We start from the raw sequence: 15,444 nt of genomic DNA on the forward strand, positions 1-15,444 counted from the left end.
GGACCGTGAGCGTTGCGAAGAAGGTCTGGCACGGATTCGGCATGGTCTGTGCCGGACTGTTTGTGCTTGTGTTCCCGGCGCTCATGATCTTCGGGATCATCGATGGGATCAAGCGTGACGAACAGGAGGAGCGCGAGAGACAGGCCAGACTGGCGTCGGTGCCGTCAGCGGCGCCTACCACACGTACACCGATCGACTGGAGCTACGAGGGGGCCGTTTGTGCAGACGGCACGCTGTCCTTCTCCATCGGCAAGCAGGGTGCGTGCAGCCATCACGGGGGAGTGGCTGGGAGGTGGAGCGCGGCAGATGGCACGCAGGTCATCTGTCGCAATTCCCCGCCCCGCACTCAAGAGCAGGTTGATCGACAGATGGCAAGGTTTGGTCGCATCGTCTGCTAGTGGTGGTGGCAGGAGCACTGGCACTTACGGGCGAGCAGGATCGAGCCGTCGGAGTGCGGCAGGGGTACGTCCTCGGTCTGTCGGCACCACGCGTGAACGTCCTCGTACCCCTGCCGCTGTCCTAGCCGGCACTCAACTGACAGGACCCGCGTCGTAGCCGCCAAGGCATGCGTCACAGGTTCGGGCAGCGAAGGTGTTCGTACTCCACAAGGGGGCCGGTCCCCTCGACTCGCCCGATGATCCGGATACGGCGTGCGGGCTCCAACTGCTTGATCCCCTGCTTGCACCGGGTGCACGTGTGGCCGCTCGGTACGTAGGTGGAGTACTCGGGAACTCTCGTCTCGCTGCCAGCCATGTGCCGTCTGCCTCCCACACCGTTCGCTTGAGGCTTTGAGCGTGGTCTAGCGCGAGCGTCGGAGGTAGAGGCATCCGTAGGGGCAAGTTCCACACAGTCAACTGCCATTGACCCTTCCGCGCCTTGTCGTGGGGGCATGATGGGTTCCATGTCGATCGGGGCTTTGATCAAGGATCTGCGTACGGCACGAGGCTGGAGCCAGGGGCGGTTAGCGTCGGAGATCAACGACGCCTTCGACACGAACCTTGATCGGGAGTACGTGAGCCGCTGGGAGCGTTCGAAGGTGACGCCAGGGGCGTTCTACCTGCGCTGTCTGGCCGCTGTGCTCGATGTTCCCCTAGCCGTGCTTGAGGACGATGTGAAGCGCCGTACGTTTCTGACTGATGCCGCCGGGGCCGTCATAGCCCCTGTAGTCGCCTCCGACCTCCTGTCGGCAGGGTTCGCCGCACGGCTTGCCGGCGGTCCGGCTGTGGATGCCTGGGAGGCCAAGCTGGCCACGTACGGCACCGACTACATGTCCATGGGCGCCGCTGACATTCAGCGCCGTGTGTCGGGTGAACTCGTGGTGGTTCAGCAACAGTTGGATGACCCACGCTTGTGGTCGGTCGCGTCACGGCTGATGACCCTGTACGCGAAGACGTTCCCGGGGGCGGACGGATCCAAGGCCGTGCACTGGTACCGGATGGCCGCGCAGGCGGCGGACGAGTCCAGGGACACGGATGCGCGGGTGTGGGTGCGGGGCCGTGCCGCTATCGCTCTCGGCTACGAGGGGGCTTCCCTGGGAGTGGCTGACGTGCTCGCCGACCAGGCACTAGCCATCGGCTCCGGCAAGCCCTCCTTGGGCCTGCTGAACGCCATCTACGGCAAGGCTCACGCCGCCGCACTCCGTGGGGACCACCGGTCGGCCCGCGAGCTGGACACGATGGGCTGCCGGATCTTCGACCGAGCAGGTTCGTACGAGCAGACCAGCGACTACGCCGTGCCGTGGTGGCGGTTGAACGTGTTCCGGTCCCTCCTGCTGGCGAGGCTCGGGGATGAGCGCGGGGCCGTGGATGCTCAGGACGCCGCGCGGGCAGAGCTACCGGCCAAGCTTCCTCGGTTCGCGACGCACCTTGAGCTTCACCGGGGCCTGATGCTTGCCCGGTCCGGTGACCCCACAGGGGGCGTGGCCTACGCCCAGGCCGCCATGGACGCGCTACCTCCCGAGAAGCACAGCTTGACGTTGCGCATGCTGATGAGCGAGGTAGCCATGCCGACCACCGTTGCGTGAGTCGGCCTCTAGCCGGTCGGCCGCAGTTCCGTCCGATCGAGCAGTGTCAGACGTGCCCGTTAGGGTGCCCTGCGACGGTGTCGTCCGGTGTTGGAGGAAGCGAAGCATGGCAAGACGGATGCGTGATGAGGCGTTCCGAGTGAAGCAGGAGCAGGGGCGTTACGCCCCTCATGTCCGTCCGGTCAATGAGATGGTCGACGCCTTGCGTGACCAGGAGGGGCGTGGCTGGCTGCCGCATGTGGCGCCCTGGCACGGAGGGGCGGAGGCCCGTGTCCTGTCCGTTCTGCGGGACCCGGGTCCCAAGACGCAGGAAGGCGTCGGCTCGGGATTTCTGTGCGTGGAGAACGACGATCCGACGGCGGAACTTCAGGCACAGATCTTCGAGGAGGCCGGGATAGCGCCTCGTGACATCACACCCTGGAACGCATACCCCTGGTACATCAACCGCTCCCCGAACGCAGCTGAGCTCCAGGCCGGTGCCGAGGTTCTGAAGCGGCTGCTGGGGTTGATGCCGAAGGTCGAGGTCGTGCTCCTCCAGGGCAAGGAAGCCCAGGATGTGTGGCGCCGCCTGCTCAAGTCGCACCCGGATGCCGTCCGCGACAGGACCCTGGAGGTGGTGAGCACCTACCACCCCGGTCGACAGGCCCTCTTCGTGCGGGACCCGGAGGAACGCGCCCGCCGAGCACAGCACCGAATCGACTCCTACCGGAGAGTCGGTGACGCGCTCCGCAGGACTGACGGGGACCTGTAGTTCACTTTCCGCGAAGGCTCGACTTGCGCTCTCAGGTCGAGCCTTCCGCCTATGCGCCGGCGAACGCACTCCGTGACCACAAGAGGACTGCCTGCTATGTCTTAGATGTGAGGTTTAGCCCGTTCCACCTCATGGGTAAGAGTCCGGCGCAACCGCACAGCGGACAGATCAATCAAGATCCAGCGGCATAACCATCGCCAGCACCTTTCCTTGTGCCACCCCGGCCCGTGGAGCCGGGAGCACCGATGCCCCTGTCGTTCGTACACACGCAGGGGCCTTTTTGTTCCCCATTTAGCGTCGCGTCCCAGGGTTGCCCGGCGCGGCACTTGCCAGGTTCCTGAATGGTTCCCCGGGACCCTGGAATTCTGATTACGGGAACCATTCGGCAGGCTCACGTACCGTGACATTCTGGATGGTTCCTCCTGGTTCCCTATTGGTTCCCGCCCCTCGGGGAACCAGGTTGGTCAACCTGGTTCCCACAGTTCCCCCCTAGAAGGGGGAACTGGGAATCAGGTAACCCTATTCTGGCCAGGCTCCCGTGATAGGGAGCGTGCGATCCTCGGATAGGTACGCGAACGGGCATTTGCGGGAGGTTTTCCACGCCCCCGCAGGGGTTTTCATAAACTCCTTGAAAGTTGCATAATTCGAATAATGTGATATTATAGTCTAAGGTGGGTTGAGAATTCGAACCCCATGCAGAAAGGAATCTAACAATGGCAGTAGGAGCCCCACGACTATCACCGGGAGAGGTTACAAAGTTTGTTCGAGTAAATCTCCCTGAAAGCCTCTTGGATGAACTCAAAGAACTATCCGAGAATGAATCCCGTAGCCTGAGCTACCTAGGCCGGGAAGCAATCAAAACGTACCTCTACATGCGACGCGCGCAGCGAATCTGAAAAAGACCACAGGGAGGAGATCGGCGTAAGTGGAGTGAAAGATTGAAAGAGATTGTAAATGAGAACGGCTTCACAGGCGCGCAGATGGCCCTGTATGAAGCCCAGCCCGACTACGGTTGGGAAGCGGTTGACCTAACGAGAGTCTTCGGCGGCGAACGACAGAAATTGCAGCCGACCCTGTGGACTTGCACCAATGGGGTTTCACTTGTCTATCCCGGTTTGAGTCACTCCATTTTCGGGCCGTCCGGATGCGGTAAGTCGCTACTTGTGGATGCGGTCGTCGCCCAGGCAATCCAGGATGACAAGCAAGTCCTCTATCTCGACTACGAGGATATCGCGGACAACGTGGTAGGTGACCGGCTGCATGACACCTTCGGACTCACCATTGACCAGATCGTCAGCAGCCTGGTCTATATGAACCCGGAGATGAAGCCAATTTCCGAGAGGGCGCGGGACCTGTTCGAGAGCCTTGCGTGGCGCGGCGGGTTTGACCTGGTAGTCATCGATGGGGTTAACACGGCTATCTCGTCATGGGGCGGTCTCAACTCCAACTCGACCGATGACGTCACCCTGTGGGACTTGGAGGTTGTCCGGCCATTCACAAGGGCCGGCTGCGCCGTACTCATGGTCGACCACATCGGGAAGGACACCGCATCGGGTTTTGCCATCGGTTCTCAGGCCAAGAGAGCCGTACTCACCGGATGTGCCTTTCAGGCCAAGAACGTCCGCCCGTTCGGCAAGGGCCGTAAGGGAATCCTGGATATCACTCTGGCCGACAAGGACCGTGGCGGAGAGGTGCAGCGCCACGCGGACGAACGAACTCGTCTTGTCTGCCGGTTCACACTTGACGACACCAACCCCGAGGCCGACCCCCTGTGGTCTCTGGAGAATTTCTCAGACCGTGACGAAATCCCCTTCCATGTACCGTCAGACACGGCAGAGGAGAAAAGGGCCGCTGTGTTGGAGTTCGTCCAGAACAACCCCGGATGCAATTCAAACAGCATCAGCAATGGAGTCGTGGGCAAGCGAGCCCTTATCGGCAAGGTGCTCCATGAACTGGTAGCGGACGGGAAGATCACTCGGGAGATGCGCCCAAGCCGCTCGGGAAGAATTCAGTACGCCCACTTCGTGGATGAACTGATTCTGAAACCGATCACAGAAGAGGAAGAGTAGGCGTTAGGCTTAGCTCGAAGCATAAGAGGGCAGGATTGAGATAATGATTCGCGATGGCACTATATACAGCAGGAAAGTTCCTGGAAGAACTCAACGAGAAAATCAGCGACGTATGTCCTGACCACACCTGTAAGCACAAAGAATGCCGAGAGTGGGAAAAGGGAATGGAAACCTACCGAAAGATCGCACACGCGAAAGTTTGTAACTGTGAGGATTGTGTATGGACGGGAGTGACCGCTATCTAGCGGGCTGTGCCATCTGTCGAAAAGGGCGCAAGATTAGAAGTTTTTACTCAGAGCCTTCCCGTAATAAGGAGTACACAGAGGTGCATTTCTACGAATGCCCAGACTGTGGTGTCCCGTTCCGTAAGTTTTGGTCCACAGATCACGTCGAGAGGGCTCAAGCGGCCCTTGATGATGCCCACTTGCCGGCTCGGTTCCGCCGAGCTCGCGATCCCTACGAAACTAAATTCGGAGAGAAGAAGAGGATAAATGAAAAGAGAGAAGAAGCCGGACCCTAAGGGGTTGAAGGACCTGGGGACCTTCCTTGAGCCCGATGATTTCCCTGTGGAACCGGACTACTCTGACGACGACGTTACTCTTTGCCGGAATCACTTTCACAGACCTAGAACCCGCCGAAGCGTAGACGGAGGCACTGTCAAGCTCGGGACTTGGTGCCTGATCCCGGACGGGGGCGGGGGGATTCTGGAGAAGAAGGGCCCCCGCCGAGGCGGCATCGTCAAAAAGGTAAGCTACTTTCCCGCGACCGGGGAAACCCTCCGAGAGGAATACTAAGAATGACTGAGAACAAGTACAACGATCCCGACCGAGTCGAGATCGAACAATATTCGCTGGATTACCTCCGACGCCTAAGAGCATCAGGCCAGAACGCTGAGTTGGTTCGACTACATGAGGCCGGGCATTTCCGCCTGGCCATCGAAGAGGAACGCCAGACCAAGGCCGAGAACCGCAAGTACAGCCGCCAGAAGGGCGTACAGCAAGCGGGAAGCCAGAAGGGCCTAGCCGACAAGCTGGAAGCTGAGGAGGCCGCAAAGGTCACCGGCAAGGCCGCCAAGAAGAAGCAAGCCCTGGACATGCTGCGCCGACTTGGCATCGACCCCGAAGACCTGAAATAGGGAATAGTCGCTACCTGAATCATTGCACAAAAAAGCCACACACCGACCAGGCCAGTTAAAGGGGGTGTGTGGCTTCTTCTGTGATATACGTGACGCGCCGGGAAGCCTTGTCGCGCACTTCCAATTGTACCTTATCCGCTATGCGCTTTCGCGTTTCTCGATTTCTGCGAGGATGCGTCGTCTGCGTGAGTCTTCGCGGCGACAGGATATGCAGTACCCCGACCCGCCTTTCGGCCACTCGGAAGGTGTGTAGAGGTGTCGTGGCTTGTACCGGCGACATAGAGAGCAGCGCCGCAAGGCCCCGTAAGCATGCCTGTTTTCCTCGTAGTCCACGGGGAGGCCGTAGACGTTAAAGATAATCCCGTCGGATTCCCCGGCCGCGCTCGCAAATCTCTTCTTCCTGGGTGCCATTCGTCTTTCCTCTCGATGCTTGGCTATATGGGAAATTCTATGGTTCTATTTTAAGCGATATGAGGAAGAGCGCTTTTCGTCTCGTGAGGTGCCACCGCCCCAAACGATCATGGGACCCAAAATCTAAATTACCTCAAAATCCAAAGGTGCAGGGTCCCCTTTCGTTAGGGTCCCTTTGTGGAATCTCGTTTCGGGTTTCGAATTGAAGTCGAGATTGCATCGATCTTTCTTGATTTCATGGAAACGATCGATGCTGAGACCTTCGAACATGTCTCGACGCTCTGTGACCTCGACAGACTGTGTGAACGAACGATTCGAATCGAACGAAACGATCATGACCTCGACTCCTCATCCTTGAGACCCACACCACCTACACCCCAACCCACACCGACACCTGATCTCCCGAACTGTCTTTGTGTGAGTTGTTTCAACGAAACCTCGAAACGACTTCAACCGAAACCAAGAGTCGAATCGGTGATCAATGAGACTCGAAGATCGCGACAGACTGACATTCACGTACGACCCACACGCGACCTTGTGACTGCGTGGGTGCGTCGTCGCCCATGGAGTCCCTGTGTGCCTGCGTGAGGGACGTTCCTGTCTGGGGTGGGGTTGTGGTCGGATCGCGTCGTGGTAGTGGCTTGTGTGGCCGTACAGCGATTCCAAGATCACGAGGTCGCATCAGAGGTCACATGGCGACACGAGACCGAGGAACCGAACCGAAGATCGGTTCACGCTCGGTTCACAAGACCTCGTGATCATGCGTGGTGTCGAGTGATCCTGAGTTACCCGGATTCCTTGCGTCCCTTGGGGTTCCGATGGATCACCCCAGGTAGGAAAGTCGTGCTGTACGACACGGGGGATCGTCCAGGACAGGCGGCTTCATCGCTTCCCTCCCATTCTCCTCCGGCGGTACGTCAGGACGGCCGCGACCACGCAGCACCAGCCGAGCAGCCAGCCGCCGAGCACGTCCGACGTCCAGTGCACGCCCAGATAGATCCGCGTCCAGCCGACCCCGAGCACCGACACGACCGCGACGCTCGTGAGGACGGCCCAGCCGCGCCACTCCGCCCGCCAGTGCAGCGCGAGCACCCACAGCAGCAGCCCGCAGGTCACCATCGCGGTCATCGCGTGCCCGGAGGGGAAGGCCGCGTACCGTGCGGAGTCGACCGGGTCGGACCACACGGGCCGGTCCCGCCCCACCACGTACTTCAACCCCTGCTGCAGCCCCACCGCGACGAGGCTCGTGCCGGCCACCCACAGGGCGAGGAGCCGCTCCCGCCGCCGCCACAGCAGCACCACGGTCACCGCGGCCAGGGCGCGCATCGTCCAGGGATCCCACACCCAGTCGCTGAGGAAGCGGTTGAGGCCCGTGACGCCCGGTCTGGCGACGGCGTCCCGGTGCAACTCCTCGGCGACCGACCGGTCGAAGGAGAGCAGGGGCGGCCAGCCGACGGCGACGCACACGAGAAGCAGGGCGAACAGGACTCCGGAGACCACAGCGGAGGAGCGCATGCGCCGATCCTGCCCGACGCCCCGCCCGGGGCGGTGGTCCGCCCCGCATTCCGCGGATGATCCGCTTCCGCCCCGCCCTCCGCTAACCCAGCGCGGAGAGCGCCGGGACGAAGGCCACGAGAACCGGGACCACGGGCACCAGGGCCGCGACGGCGGTCAGGCGCAGCCGCCGCCCCGCCGTGAGCCGCGGAGTCGCCGTGAGGAGCCGGTGCACCCGCTGCGGCAGATCCGCGTCCGGCGCCTGGCCGGGGCCGAACACGCCCCGGTCCTCGTTCAGTTCGACGAGTGCCAGCGCGATCGTCAGCCGGCCGAACCGGCGCGAGGCGACGTCGTCGGCGGCCAGCTCCACCAGCCGGTGCATCTCCTCGCGGAAGGCCACGAAGACCGGGATCCCCGGAAAGCCTCCGGCGAGCGCGGCCGAGCAGTGCAGCAGCCAGTCGTGCCGGGCCCGGGCGTGACCCTGCTCGTGCGCCAGGACCGCGTCCAGCTGCCTGCCTTTCAGGCGGCGCAGCGCGGCCGTGGTGATGACCAGTTGGGGTGCGCCCCCGGCCATCCACCACGCGTCCGCCCGCTCGCCCTCCAGGACGACGAGCCGCTCGCTGCCGGGCCGCTCCCCGGGCAGCAGGGGGGCGCGGACGAGGAGCTCGCGGTGGCGCTGCCTGCGCCGGGCGCGCGCCTGGCCGATCTCCCGGCCGAGCATCGCCCCGGACCAGAGGCCGCCGCACGCCAGGGCGACCGCGAGGACCCCCGACCACGGCCCGGTCGTGCCGAGTTCGTACGCGTCGACCACCGCGCGCGGGGCGGGCGCGAAGAGCTGTCCCCGTACGGCCTGCCAGGCCGTCGACGCGCTGAACGTCATCGACAGCGCGAAGCTCAGCAGTACCGCCGCCACCACGCACTGCCACACCCAGAGCGCGACCACGGGTTCTCGCTCCGCCCAGTCGGCCCGCGCCAGCAGCCGGGGGGCCGCGAGGGCGGTCAGGACGCCGAGCAGGAGCAGCGCGAGGGAGACCCACATAGCGCCACCCTATGAGCGCGGTACTGGTCGGGGGTATGGCCCCGGACCTCAAGTGACGTACGCCACGGTTTCGTTGCGCGAACAGCGTGGTCCGCCCGATCTCACAGCGCCGAAAGTGCCGACAGCGGCTGCAGCGGCCGAGGAGTCACAGCGTCACGAGCATCGCCACCATCGCCAGGGCCATCGAGAGCCGGCACACGAGGGTGAGCTCCGGCCGGTGCGCCCAGGCCGGGCCGGGACCACCCGCCGGCACCGTCACCACCCCGGCCGCCGGCGCGAGCCGTGCTCCCGCGCGGAGCACGTACACCGTGTAATAGAGGAGCAGTCCGCCCGTCAGGACGGGTATGCCGCCCGCCGTGCCCATCGCGTGCCCCGAGTGCGCCCCCTGTGCGACGGGGCCGGCCATCGCCACCGCCATGTAGAGCATGGCGAGCGAGCCGACGAGGTGGTGCAGATGGTGCCCGCCGCGCCGGGCCGCCCCGGCCAGGCCGAACAGCGCCGCCCCGCCGAACACCGCCGCGTACACCGCCCAGCTCCACCCCGGCTGGGCCACCACCGTCGCCGGCAGCGCCATGACGGCCATGCCCAGGCCCATCAGGGCCTCGCCGCCCGCGGCCCGCCGCTCCTCCCCGGCGCACGCGCGCATCCGCAGCAGGCAGTACACGCCCGTCGCGGCGCAGAGCACGACCAGTAGCCATCCCGACAGGCTTGCTCCGTGCACAGCACACCTCCCCCTCTCCCCGATGGGATGCCCGCCGCCCGGGGACGGCACGCGGGCGCACGGGCGCGCACGGATGTACGAGGGGGAGTGCGAGGTGCGCGCGTTAGGCTCGGGACGATCGCGCACGCCGATCGTCAGCACCCGAGGGGAGCCCGCACGCATGGACACCGCCACGTCCCAGGAGACCGGCCGGATCGATTACCGCGAGGCGGTCCTGGAGGACGTCCCCGTCCTCGTCCCGCTCGTCGAGTCGGCCTACCGGGGCGACGCCAGCCGGGGCGGCTGGACCACGGAGGCGGACATCCTCCAGGGGCAGCGCACCGACCCCGAGGGCGTGGCGGCCGTCATCACCACCCCGGGCAGCCGTCTCCTGGTCGTCGAGCGTGACGGGGAGGTCGTCGCCTGCTGCCAGCTGGAGCACCGCGGCGAGGCCGCCTATTTCGGGATGTTCGCCGTGCGCCCCGAGCTCCAGGGCGCGGGCCTCGGCAAGCTGATCATCGCGGAGGCCGAGCGGCGGGTGAGCGAGCTGTGGGACGTCCGCGAGATGCACATGACGGTGATCTCCGTGCGCGAGGAGCTCATCGCCTGGTACGAGCGGCGCGGCTACCGGCGTACGGGGCGGATGACCCCCTTCCCGTACGGGGACGAGCGCTTCGGCGTGCCCCAGCGCGACGACCTGCGGTTCGAGCTGCTGGTCAAGCCGCTGAGCTGACGCAGAGTAGCGGGCGGGGAGGGGCCGGAGGCGGTCCGCGCGGCGGAAGGGTGGCTTCACGGCCGACAGACAGGAAAAACTTCGGTCCCCATGGGGGTCGCACAGGATAATTTCTCTTCCTCCCCTTGTGTTGAGGAACCGTGGATGGTTACGGTGTCTTAACGCGAGGTTCTCCTGTGGAGGAAGAGGAATGACGGAAATTCTTGTGCAGGACGTGACCGGTGGGGCCATATCCGCCGATGCCAGGGTGATCGACCACCCTGCTTGGGCCGAGCTCAAGAATGCCGTGGAAGAGATCCGCCCCTGGCAGAGCGCCGACGGCTCGATCGACTTCGAGGCCGAGGACGCCCCTGCCCGCGCGCTCGTCGAGCTGACCGTGGACCGGCTGGTCGCCGCCGTCGAGCAGCTCTCCCCGCTCGTCCCGCACGACGGCGCCTACCACCGCGCCCTCGTCGCTGACCTGCGCAAGTGGGTCGAGAGCGGCTTCGCCGTGCCGGACTTCCTGGACTCCCTGATGGAGTTCCACCCGTCCACCGGCCGTGCCGACGGGCTGCAGCACCTCGTGCTCTTCCCGATGTACACGCAGAACGGCAACCTGGACCGCAACTTCGAGGCCGTCGTGCTCCGCATGGTCTGGCCGGAGTGGCTCTCCGAGCTGGAGCGCACCCGCTACGACAACCCGGGCTTCTGCGGCATCACCTTCGAGGACTTCACCGCCGGGTACGACACCAACTCGGCCGTCCTCTTCCCGGAGACCGTCGCCGTCCGTGAGGTCCCCGAGCGCTTCACCTGGGGCGGCATCTTCTGCGACCGCGAGGCCGCGCGCTTCCGCAAGGTCACCGAGGCCGCGGTCGACACCCTCGGCGTGAAGCTGCCCGAGGACATCGCCGTCATGCTCGGCGACCAGGAGCGCTGCCAGCAGGCCTTCGCCCTCTGGGACCTGGTCCACGACCGCGCCCACAGCCGCGGCGACCTGCCCTTCGACCCCTTCATGATCAAGCAGCGCCAGCCGTTCTGGATGTACGGCCTGGAGGAGCTCCGCTGCGACCTCACCGCCTTCAAGGAGGCCGTGAAGCTGGAGGCCGAGGGCAACGGGCACGGCCGTGACGTGCAGTACGCCGTGCTGTTCGACCGGATGTTCCGCTTCCCGCTCACCGGCGACCGCAACCGCAACTACGACGGTCTGGGCGGCCAGCTCCTCTTCGCGTACCTCCACAAGAACGACGTGGTGCGCTGGACGGACAACGTCCTCACGATCGACTGGGACCGCGCCCCGGAAGTCACCAACCGCCTCTGCTCCGAGATCGAGACCCTCTACCGCGACGGCATCGACCGTCCGAAGCTGGTCCACTGGTTCAAGGCGTACGAGTTCGTCACCACCTACCTCGCCCCGCACCCGGGATCGAAGTGGGCCAAGGGTCCGGACGCCCTGGACCTGTCGCTTCCGCCGCGCAAGCTGGTCGACGACGTGCTTCCGGACGAGTTTCCGCTCAGCATGTTCTTTGAGGCCCTGGCGAAGAAGCTCAAGGGCGTGATCGCCGACACCAAGGGGATCACCGCCGCCGACGTCCCGAGCACCGAGCGGGTCGCCGCGTGAGCGACCTCAACGAGGACACCCAGGAGGCGACGCCCATGAACGCCAACGGAAACGGTGGACCGCTCGACGGTGCCGTCATCGCGGTGGCCGGCGCGGCCGGCCCCGCGGGACGCGCGACCCTGCTGCGCCTCGCCGAGGCGGGTGCGACCGTCGTCGGCTCCGACGCCGACCCGGCGCGCCTCGCGGAGGCCGTCGACGCCGCCCGCTACGCCCACGGCGGCGCCCGCGTCATCGGCGACACGGTCGACCTGCTCGACCTGGACGCCACCCGCGACTGGGCCGCGAAGACCGAGAAGGAGTTCGGCCGCATCGACGGCCTGGTCCACCTCGTCGGCGGCTGGCGCGGCAGCTCCTCCTTCACGGAGACCGAGCTCAAGGACTGGGACTTCCTGGAGAAGCTCCTCATCCGTACCGTCCAGCACACCTCGCTCGCCTTCCACGACGGGCTGCTGCGCGCCGGCGGACGCGGCCGGTACGCCCTGATCAGCCAGGTCGGCGCGCACAAGCCGCTCGCCAACAACGCCGCGTACAACGCCGGCAAGGCGGCCGCCGAGGCCTGGACCCTCGCCATGGCGGACTCGTTCCGCAAGCTGGGGGGCGACGACGGCCCGCAGGCGGCGGCTGCGATCCTGGTGATCAAGGCACTGGTGCACGACGCCATGCGCGCCGAGCGCCCCAACGCGAAGTTCGCGGGCTTCACCGACGTCAAGGACCTCGCCGACGAGATCGTCGGCCTGTGGGACAAGCCCGCCCAGGAAGTGAATGGACAGCGTCTGTGGCTGACCCCCAAGCCGTGACAGCGGCCCTCGGCCCCGGGACCGACGCACGTCGTCGCCACGACCCGTCGGTCCGGGGCTTCGCCAGCGACAACTACGCCGGCGCCCACCCCGAGGTCCTCGCGGCCCTCGCCCTCGCCAACGGCGGCCACCAGGTCGCCTACGGCGAGGACCAGTACACCGAGCACCTCCAGCGCGTCATCCACAGCCACTTCGGAGCCGGCGCCGAGGCCTTCCCGGTCTTCAACGGCACCGGTGCGAACGTGACCGCCCTCCAGGCGCTCACGGACCGCTGGGGCGCCGTCGTCTGCGCCGAGACCGCGCACATCAACGTGGACGAGGGCGGGGCGCCCGAGCGGATGGGTGGCCTCAAGCTGCTCACCGTGCCGACCCCGGACGGCAAGCTCACCCCCGAGCTGATCGACCGGCAGGCCTGGGGCTGGGAGGACGAGCACCGCGCGATGCCGCAGGTCGTCTCGATCACCCAGAACACCGAGCTGGGCACCGTCTACACGGTCGAGGAGATCCGCGCGATCGTCGAGCACGCCCATGCCAAGGGCATGAAGGTGCATCTCGACGGGGCCCGCATCGCCAACGCCGCCGCCTCGCTGGACGTACCGATGCGTGCGTTCACCAACGCGGTGGGCGTGGACGTGATCTCGTACGGCGGGACGAAGAACGGCATGATCTTCGGTGAGGCCGTGATCGTCCTCAACCCGGACGCGGTCAGCCACATGAAGCACCTGCGCAAGCTGTCCATGCAGCTCGCCTCGAAGATGCGCTTCGTGTCGGTGCAGCTGGAGGCGCTTCTCGCCAAGGACCTGTGGCTGCGCAACGCCCGGCACGCCAACGCGATGGCCCAGCGCCTCGCGGCGGGCGTGCGCGCGGTGGGCGGCGTGGAGATCCTCTACCCGGTGCAGGCCAACGCGGTCTTCGCGCGGCTCCCGCACGAGGTGAGCAGGCGACTGCAGGAACGGTTCCGCTTCTACTTCTGGGACGAGGCGGCCGGCGATGTGCGCTGGATGTGCGCCTTCGACACCACGGAGGACGACGTGGACGCCTTCCTCCAGGCGCTGAAGGAAGAGATGGCGCGGCAGTAGAGTCACCGCTGAAATTGCATGAATATGCGGCCGGACGGAAAGTCATTGACTTCTGTCCGGCCGTTTCCTTACGCTCACACCGCATGGAACTCGTGCAGCAGCACCCCGGCGTATCGGCCTACCTCGCGGTCGGCGAGGCCGTCGACCATGACCATCCGCTGGTCAGGGAGGTGGCAGCCCAGCTCTCCGATGAGCATCCCGACGCATACTCATACGCCGAGGCGGCCTTCGCGTACGTACGCGACACCATCCCGCACTCCCAGGACTCGGGCGACCTCCGCGTGACCTGGCGCGCCTCCGACGTCCTGGAGCAGCGCACCGGCATCTGCTACGCCAAGTCCGTCGCGTACGCCGCGCTGCTGCGCGCCCGCTCCGTCCCGGCCGCCCTCTGCTACCAGCGGCTCGCGGAGGACGACGGCACGAACCCCGTGATCCACGGCCTCGTCGCCCTCCTGCTGCCCGGCGAGCGGACGTGGGCCCGGCAGGACGTGCGGGGCAACAAACCGGGCGTCGACGCCCGGTTCTCGCTGGGGGAGGAGCGCCTCGCCTGGACCGTACGGCCGGAGCTGGGCGAGGTGGACTACCCGCGGCTGTACGCCGAACCGCATCCGGCGGTCCTGGGCGCGCTCAAGGCGGCCCCGGACCGGCCGCACCTCTGGCGGACGCTCCCCACGGAGCTGTGACCTCGCCCGCGGGGCGATGACCGCGCTTACGGGACGGTGAACTCGCTTACGGGACGGTGAACTCGCTTACGGGACGGTGACCCCGCCCGCGGGCCGGGTCAGCCCGCTTCCTTGACCTGGGCCGGCGTCGGAGCCGTACCGCCGAGGTGCGCGGGCACCCACCACGTGTCGTTCGCGTCCTTCGGGCGGACCGGGTAGGCGCGCTGCGCGGCCTCCAGGAGCTCCTGGACGCGCTCGCGCAGCCGTCGCGTGATGGCGCCCGCGTACTGGTCGGCGGGGGCCTCCAGGGGCTCGCCGACGCGGATCGTCACCGGGATGTGGCTTCGCTTGAAGTTGCGGGGGTGGCCCTTCGTCCACACCCGCTGGGTGCCCCAGAGCGCCATCGGGATCAGCGGGACGCCCGCCTCCTGCGCCAGGCGCGCCGCACCGGTCTTGAAGCCCTTGAGCGTGAAGGACTGGGAGATGGTCGCCTCGGGGAAGACGCCGATGATCTCGCCGGCCCGCAGCGACTCCAGCGCGTGCTTGTAGGCGTGCTCGCCCGCGGAGCGGTCGACGGGGATGTGCCGCATGCCGCGCATCAGCGGCCCGGAGATCTTGTGCTTGAAGACGGAGTCCTTCGCCATGAAGCGCACGAGCCGCTTCTGCGGCAGGGCCGCGAGCCCCGTGAAGATGAAGTCCAGATAGCTGATGTGGTTGCTCACGAGCACAGCGCCGCCCGTGCGGGGGATGTTCTCGGAACCCTGCGTGTCGATCTTCAGGTCGAGCGCCTTGAACAGCGTGAGCGCGGCACCGACGACCGGTCGATAGACGAGTTCTGCCATCGGAGAGGAACCTCTTCTTCGTGTGCCCGGAGCGGATTCTCCCGGCGAAGTTACGCGGCCGTAGGTTTTCGGCTTTGGGCAGATCGTGCCCCATGTGGGGCGCCGTGACCAG

14 protein-coding genes are annotated in these 15,444 nt (G+C 65.8%); 10 read left to right on the plus strand and 4 right to left on the minus strand.

Annotated features, from left to right (window positions below):
* Positions 1-5 precede the first annotated feature (5 nt).
* From DEJ46_RS34645 to DEJ46_RS34670, 5 genes are all read left to right on the plus strand, one after another.
* Positions 6-398: a DUF3761 domain-containing protein gene (locus tag DEJ46_RS34645; RefSeq protein ID WP_150272717.1), complete on the plus strand. Its 393-nt coding sequence runs from the start codon at positions 6-8 to the stop codon at positions 396-398.
* Between the two features lie 503 nt (positions 399-901).
* On the plus strand, positions 902-2,023 hold the full coding sequence (locus DEJ46_RS34650) for a helix-turn-helix domain-containing protein (protein WP_150272719.1): 1,122 nt from the start codon (positions 902-904) through the stop codon (positions 2,021-2,023).
* Between the two features lie 202 nt (positions 2,024-2,225).
* Positions 2,226-2,774: a uracil-DNA glycosylase gene (locus tag DEJ46_RS34655; RefSeq protein ID WP_223835327.1), complete on the plus strand. Its 549-nt coding sequence runs from the start codon at positions 2,226-2,228 to the stop codon at positions 2,772-2,774.
* Positions 2,775-3,712: 938 nt separating this feature from the next.
* Complete coding sequence (locus tag DEJ46_RS34665) at positions 3,713-4,843, plus strand: AAA family ATPase (protein ID WP_150272725.1); 1,131 nt, start codon at positions 3,713-3,715, stop codon at positions 4,841-4,843.
* A gap of 796 nt (positions 4,844-5,639) precedes the next feature.
* On the plus strand, positions 5,640-5,978 hold the full coding sequence (locus DEJ46_RS34670; protein ID WP_150272727.1) for a hypothetical protein: 339 nt from the start codon (positions 5,640-5,642) through the stop codon (positions 5,976-5,978).
* A 1,293-nt stretch (positions 5,979-7,271) separates the two neighbouring features.
* Here the strand turns inward: DEJ46_RS34670 and DEJ46_RS34675 are convergent.
* From DEJ46_RS34675 to DEJ46_RS34685, 3 genes are all read right to left on the minus strand, one after another.
* Positions 7,272-7,904 carry a phosphatase PAP2 family protein gene (locus DEJ46_RS34675; RefSeq protein ID WP_150272729.1) on the minus strand — a complete coding sequence of 211 codons (633 nt, stop codon included), beginning with the start codon at positions 7,902-7,904 and terminating at the stop codon, positions 7,272-7,274.
* 82 nt (positions 7,905-7,986) lie between these two features.
* On the minus strand, positions 7,987-8,922 hold the full coding sequence (locus DEJ46_RS34680; protein ID WP_150272730.1) for a M56 family metallopeptidase: 936 nt from the start codon (positions 8,920-8,922) through the stop codon (positions 7,987-7,989).
* Positions 8,923-9,067: 145 nt separating this feature from the next.
* Positions 9,068-9,643 carry a DUF5134 domain-containing protein gene (locus DEJ46_RS34685; protein WP_150272732.1) on the minus strand — a complete coding sequence of 192 codons (576 nt, stop codon included), beginning with the start codon at positions 9,641-9,643 and terminating at the stop codon, positions 9,068-9,070.
* 160 nt (positions 9,644-9,803) lie between these two features.
* Here DEJ46_RS34685 and DEJ46_RS34690 point away from each other — a divergent pair, with 160 nt between their 5' ends.
* The 5 genes from DEJ46_RS34690 (at position 9,804) to DEJ46_RS34710 (ending at position 14,511) form a co-directional block, all read left to right on the plus strand.
* On the plus strand, positions 9,804-10,355 hold the full coding sequence (locus DEJ46_RS34690) for a GNAT family N-acetyltransferase (protein ID WP_150272734.1): 552 nt from the start codon (positions 9,804-9,806) through the stop codon (positions 10,353-10,355).
* Positions 10,356-10,545: 190 nt separating this feature from the next.
* The gene (locus DEJ46_RS34695; protein WP_150272749.1) at positions 10,546-11,952 is read left to right on the plus strand and encodes a DUF6421 family protein; all 1,407 of its coding nucleotides are present in this window, start codon (positions 10,546-10,548) and stop codon (positions 11,950-11,952) included.
* Between the two features lie 35 nt (positions 11,953-11,987).
* Entirely contained in the window at positions 11,988-12,749 is a 762-nt protein-coding gene (locus DEJ46_RS34700) for an SDR family oxidoreductase (RefSeq protein ID WP_150275021.1), read from the plus strand.
* Positions 12,746-13,828: a threonine aldolase family protein gene (locus tag DEJ46_RS34705; RefSeq protein WP_150275023.1), complete on the plus strand. Its 1,083-nt coding sequence runs from the start codon at positions 12,746-12,748 to the stop codon at positions 13,826-13,828. The genes DEJ46_RS34700 and DEJ46_RS34705 overlap by 4 nt, the downstream gene beginning before the upstream one ends.
* Positions 13,829-13,911: 83 nt before the next feature.
* On the plus strand, positions 13,912-14,511 hold the full coding sequence (locus DEJ46_RS34710) for a transglutaminase-like domain-containing protein (protein ID WP_150272751.1): 600 nt from the start codon (positions 13,912-13,914) through the stop codon (positions 14,509-14,511).
* Between the two features lie 98 nt (positions 14,512-14,609).
* Here the strand turns inward: DEJ46_RS34710 and DEJ46_RS34715 are convergent, their stop codons facing one another.
* The gene (locus DEJ46_RS34715; RefSeq protein ID WP_150272753.1) at positions 14,610-15,332 is read right to left on the minus strand and encodes a lysophospholipid acyltransferase family protein; all 723 of its coding nucleotides are present in this window, start codon (positions 15,330-15,332) and stop codon (positions 14,610-14,612) included.
* Positions 15,333-15,444 lie beyond the last annotated feature (112 nt).

The organism is Streptomyces venezuelae (assembly GCF_008642375.1).
GTDB classification, from domain to species: Bacteria; Actinomycetota; Actinomycetes; order Streptomycetales; family Streptomycetaceae; genus Streptomyces; species Streptomyces venezuelae_G.

Bases quoted from the DNA above. Each gene is read 5' to 3' on its own strand.
- DEJ46_RS34650 (WP_150272719.1), top strand. From the start codon at position 902: ATGTCGATCGGGGCTTTGATCAAGGATCTGCGTACGGCACGAGGCTGG.
- DEJ46_RS34670 (WP_150272727.1), top strand. From the start codon at position 5,640: ATGACTGAGAACAAGTACAACGATCCCGACCGAGTCGAGATCGAACAA.
- DEJ46_RS34675 (WP_150272729.1), bottom strand. From the start codon at position 7,904: ATGCGCTCCTCCGCTGTGGTCTCCGGAGTCCTGTTCGCCCTGCTTCTC.
- DEJ46_RS34680 (WP_150272730.1), bottom strand. From the start codon at position 8,922: ATGTGGGTCTCCCTCGCGCTGCTCCTGCTCGGCGTCCTGACCGCCCTC.
- DEJ46_RS34690 (WP_150272734.1), top strand. From the start codon at position 9,804: ATGGACACCGCCACGTCCCAGGAGACCGGCCGGATCGATTACCGCGAG.
- DEJ46_RS34695 (WP_150272749.1), top strand. From the start codon at position 10,546: ATGACGGAAATTCTTGTGCAGGACGTGACCGGTGGGGCCATATCCGCC.
- DEJ46_RS34700 (WP_150275021.1), top strand. From the start codon at position 11,988: ATGAACGCCAACGGAAACGGTGGACCGCTCGACGGTGCCGTCATCGCG.
- DEJ46_RS34710 (WP_150272751.1), top strand. From the start codon at position 13,912: ATGGAACTCGTGCAGCAGCACCCCGGCGTATCGGCCTACCTCGCGGTC.
- DEJ46_RS34715 (WP_150272753.1), bottom strand. From the start codon at position 15,332: ATGGCAGAACTCGTCTATCGACCGGTCGTCGGTGCCGCGCTCACGCTG.